This window comes from Microbacterium sp. NPDC077663, from assembly GCF_044542795.1.
Lineage (GTDB): Bacteria > Actinomycetota > Actinomycetes > Actinomycetales > Microbacteriaceae > Microbacterium.
Genome location: NZ_JBITVE010000007.1, coordinates 1 through 5,168 on the forward strand (window position 1 = coordinate 1; position 5,168 = coordinate 5,168).

The following is a 5,168-nucleotide window of genomic DNA, read 5'->3' on the forward strand; positions in this document are numbered from 1 at the left end:
GAACGGTGAAGCAGAGCTTGCTCTGTGGATCAGTGGCGAACGGGTGAGTAACACGTGAGCAACCTGCCCCTGACTCTGGGATAAGCGCTGGAAACGGCGTCTAATACCGGATATGAGCTGCGATCGCATGGTCAGCAGTTGGAAAGATTTTTCGGTCTGGGATGGGCTCACGGCCTATCAGCTTGTTGGTGAGGTAATGGCTCACCAAGGCGTCGACGGGTAGCCGGCCTGAGAGGGTGACCGGCCACACTGGGACTGAGACACGGCCCAGACTCCTACGGGAGGCAGCAGTGGGGAATATTGCACAATGGGCGAAAGCCTGATGCAGCAACGCCGCGTGAGGGATGACGGCCTTCGGGTTGTAAACCTCTTTTAGCAGGGAAGAAGCGAAAGTGACGGTACCTGCAGAAAAAGCGCCGGCTAACTACGTGCCAGCAGCCGCGGTAATACGTAGGGCGCAAGCGTTATCCGGAATTATTGGGCGTAAAGAGCTCGTAGGCGGTTTGTCGCGTCTGCTGTGAAATCCCGAGGCTCAACCTCGGGTCTGCAGTGGGTACGGGCAGACTAGAGTGCGGTAGGGGAGATTGGAATTCCTGGTGTAGCGGTGGAATGCGCAGATATCAGGAGGAACACCGATGGCGAAGGCAGATCTCTGGGCCGTTACTGACGCTGAGGAGCGAAAGGGTGGGGAGCAAACAGGCTTAGATACCCTGGTAGTCCACCCCGTAAACGTTGGGAACTAGTTGTGGGGTCCATTCCACGGATTCCGTGACGCAGCTAACGCATTAAGTTCCCCGCCTGGGGAGTACGGCCGCAAGGCTAAAACTCAAAGGAATTGACGGGGACCCGCACAAGCGGCGGAGCATGCGGATTAATTCGATGCAACGCGAAGAACCTTACCAAGGCTTGACATATACGAGAACGGGCCAGAAATGGTCAACTCTTTGGACACTCGTAAACAGGTGGTGCATGGTTGTCGTCAGCTCGTGTCGTGAGATGTTGGGTTAAGTCCCGCAACGAGCGCAACCCTCGTTCTATGTTGCCAGCACGTAATGGTGGGAACTCATGGGATACTGCCGGGGTCAACTCGGAGGAAGGTGGGGATGACGTCAAATCATCATGCCCCTTATGTCTTGGGCTTCACGCATGCTACAATGGCCGGTACAAAGGGCTGCAATACCGCGAGGTGGAGCGAATCCCAAAAAGCCGGTCCCAGTTCGGATTGAGGTCTGCAACTCGACCTCATGAAGTCGGAGTCGCTAGTAATCGCAGATCAGCAACGCTGCGGTGAATACGTTCCCGGGTCTTGTACACACCGCCCGTCAAGTCATGAAAGTCGGTAACACCTGAAGCCGGTGGCCCAACCCTTGTGGAGGGAGCCGTCGAAGGTGGGATCGGTAATTAGGACTAAGTCGTAACAAGGTAGCCGTACCGGAAGGTGCGGCTGGATCACCTCCTTTCTAAGGAGCACTGCACTCTTCGGAGTGACAGAGCCGGTTTCGAGACGAATGTTCTCGACCGGAGCTCATGGGTGGAACATTTGACGAGGCATCAGAGCTTGAGAGTTTCTCTTAGTACTTCACTTCGGTGGATGGAACGGTGGGGCTGGAGGGGTCTGGTGCATGCACGCTGTTGGGTCCTGAGGGACCGGATGTGAGTCCGAACCTCTGGGCCTTTTCTTGTGCCGGCATTGCTGGTGCGGGGGAGGTACCGCCCGTACTTTGAGAACTACACAGTGGACGCGAGCATCTTTGAGCTGATCCTTCGGGATTGGTTCAGAAAGATGATCTTAAAGATCATTAGTCAATTTCGATTGACGATTCAACTCATGTGATTTCAAGTCTTTAAGAGCAAACGGTGGATGCCTTGGCATCTGGAGCCGAAGAAGGACGTAGCAATCTGCGATAAGCCTCGGGGAACTGATAAGCAAGTTTTGATCCGAGGATGTCCGAATGGGGAAACCCCGCCAGGGCGCGTGCGTACCTGGTGACTCCCGCCTGAATATATAGGGCGGGTAGAGGGAACGTGGGGAAGTGAAACATCTCAGTACCCACAGGAAGAGAAAGCAACCGCGATTCCGTTAGTAGTGGCGAGCGAAACCGGAACAGGCTAAACCTAGCGTGTGTGATAGCCGGCAGGCGTTGCACGTTGGGGGTTGTGGGACTTTTCAGACAGTTCTGCCGATCTGTCGGCGTTACAAGAAGGTATAGACGAACCGCATTGAAAGGCGGGTCATAGAGGGTGCCAACCCCGTAGTCGAAATGCTTCTCTTGACGCGAAGAGTATCCCAAGTAGCACGGGGCCCGAGAAATCCCGTGTGAATCTGTCAGGACCACCTGATAAGCCTAAATACTCCCAGATGACCGATAGCGGACAAGTACCGTGAGGGAAAGGTGAAAAGTACCCCGGGAGGGGAGTGAAATAGTACCTGAAACCGTTTGCTTACAAACCGTTGGAGCACCCCTGGTAGGTGTGACAGCGTGCCTTTTGAAGAATGAGCCTGCGAGTTAGCGATATGTGGCGAGGTTAACCCGTGTGGGGTAGCCGTAGCGAAAGCGAGTCTGAATAGGGCGATTCAGTCGCATGTCCTAGACCCGAAGCGAAGTGATCTATCCATGGCCAGGCTGAAGCGACGGTAAGACGTCGTGGAGGGCCGAACCCACTTAGGTTGAAAACTGAGGGGATGAGCTGTGGATAGGGGTGAAAGGCCAATCAAACTTCGTGATAGCTGGTTCTCTCCGAAATGCATTTAGGTGCAGCGTTGCGTGTTTCTTGCCGGAGGTAGAGCTACTGGATGGCCGATGGGCCCTACAAGGTTACTGACGTCAGCCAAACTCCGAATGCCGGTAAGTGAGAGCGCAGCAGTGAGACTGTGGGGGATAAGCTTCATAGTCGAGAGGGAAACAACCCAGACCACCAACTAAGGTCCCAAAGCGCGTGCTAAGTGGGAAAGGATGTGGAGTTGCTGTGACAACCAGGAGGTTGGCTTAGAAGCAGCCACCCTTGAAAGAGTGCGTAATAGCTCACTGGTCAAGTGATTCCGCGCCGACAATGTAACGGGGCTCAAGCACGCCACCGAAGTTGTGGCATTGACATTATTGGTAGGCCTTCGTGGTCCAGCCGTGTTGATGGGTAGGAGAGCGTCGTGTGGCCAGCGAAGCGGCGGTGTGAACCAGCCGTGGAGGCTACACGAGTGAGAATGCAGGCATGAGTAGCGAAAGACGTGTGAGAAACACGTCCTCCGAAAGACCAAGGGTTCCAGGGTCAAGCTAATCTTCCCTGGGTAAGTCGGGACCTAAGGCGAGGCCGACAGGCGTAGTCGATGGACAACGGGTTGATATTCCCGTACCGGCGAAGAACCGCCCCAGCTAATCCAGTAGTGCTAAGAGTCCTAACCCGGCTGAGTGGATCCCTTCGGGGTGAAGCCGGCCGGTCTAACGCTCGACCCCGTTCTGGTGCGGCTAGCGTATTAACAGGTGTGACGCAGGAAGGTAGCCCAACCCGGGCGATGGTTGTCCCGGGGCAAGTGCGTAGGCCGAGAGATAGGCAAATCCGTCTCTCATTCAGGCTGAGACACGATGCGGATAAAAAGTGGGTGATCCTATGCTGCCAAGAAAAGCATCGACGCGAGGTTCAAGCCGCCCGTACCCCAAACCGACTCAGGTGGTCAGGTAGAGAATACCAAGGAGATCGAGAGAATCGTGGTTAAGGAACTCGGCAAAATGCCCCCGTAACTTCGGGAGAAGGGGGGCCTTCCGCTTATTAGGATTTACTCCGAAAGGGCGTGGAGGCCGCAGAGACTAGTGGGTAGCGACTGTTTACTAAAAACACAGGTCCGTGCCAAGTCGCAAGACGATGTATACGGACTGACGCCTGCCCGGTGCTGGAAGGTTAAGAGGACCGGTTAGCCGCAAGGCGAAGCTGAGAATTTAAGCCCCAGTAAACGGCGGTGGTAACTATAACCATCCTAAGGTAGCGAAATTCCTTGTCGGGTAAGTTCCGACCTGCACGAATGGCGTAACGACTTCCCAACTGTCTCAACCGCGAACTCGGCGAAATTGCATTACGAGTAAAGATGCTCGTTACGCGCAGCAGGACGGAAAGACCCCGTGACCTTTACTACAGCTTGGTATTGGTGTTCGGTGTGGCTTGTGTAGGATAGGTGGGAGACTGTGAAGCGGTGACGCCAGTTACCGTGGAGTCATTGTTGAAATACCACTCTGGTCACTCTGGATATCTAACTTCGAACCGTAATCCGGTTCAGGGACAGTGCCTGGTGGGTAGTTTAACTGGGGCGGTTGCCTCCCAAAAAGTAACGGAGGCGCCCAAAGGTTCCCTCAACCTGGTTGGCAATCAGGTGGCGAGTGTAAGTGCACAAGGGAGCTTGACTGTGAGACTGACAGGTCGAGCAGGGACGAAAGTCGGGACTAGTGATCCGGCAGTGGCTTGTGGAAGCGCTGTCGCTCAACGGATAAAAGGTACCTCGGGGATAACAGGCTGATCTTGCCCAAGAGTCCATATCGACGGCATGGTTTGGCACCTCGATGTCGGCTCGTCGCATCCTGGGGCTGGAGTAGGTCCCAAGGGTTGGGCTGTTCGCCCATTAAAGCGGTACGCGAGCTGGGTTTAGAACGTCGTGAGACAGTTCGGTCCCTATCCGCTGCGCGCGTAGGAAATTTGAGAGGATCTGACCCTAGTACGAGAGGACCGGGTTGGACGAACCTCTGGTGTGCCAGTTGTTCTGCCAAGAGCACCGCTGGTTAGCTACGTTCGGGATGGATAACCGCTGAAAGCATCTAAGCGGGAAGCCGGCCTCAAGATGAGATTTCCATACCTTCGGGTGAGAGGCTCCCAGCCAGACTACTGGGTTGATAGGCCGGATGTGGAAGCGTGGTAACACGTGAAGCTGACCGGTACTAATAAGCCGATGACTTGATAACACACCGTTTAGGTGCTTGCGTCCACTGAGTGGTTCTCGATGTACGGTCGAGAACCACACAACACATGAACATATTCATGCTGTTGTGTCGATTGAAACATCAATAGTGTTTCGGCGGCCATAGCGTGAGGGAAACGCCCGGTCACATTCCGAACCCGGAAGCTAAGCCTCACAGCGCCGATGGTACTGCAGGGGGGACCCTGTGGGAGAGTAGGACACCGCCGGACTT

Annotated in this window: 3 rRNA genes; all 3 read left to right on the top strand. The window is 55.0% G+C overall.

What is annotated here, in order from left to right:
* Window positions 1-1,460 (top strand): 16S ribosomal RNA (locus tag ACIGEP_RS17025); the annotation flags it as partial.
* Window positions 1,461-1,834: 374 nt separating this feature from the next.
* Window positions 1,835-4,940, top strand: a 23S ribosomal RNA gene (locus tag ACIGEP_RS17030).
* 109 nt (window positions 4,941-5,049) lie between these two features.
* Window positions 5,050-5,166 (top strand): 5S ribosomal RNA (rrf, locus tag ACIGEP_RS17035).
* The last annotated feature ends 2 nt before the right edge of the window (window positions 5,167-5,168 follow it).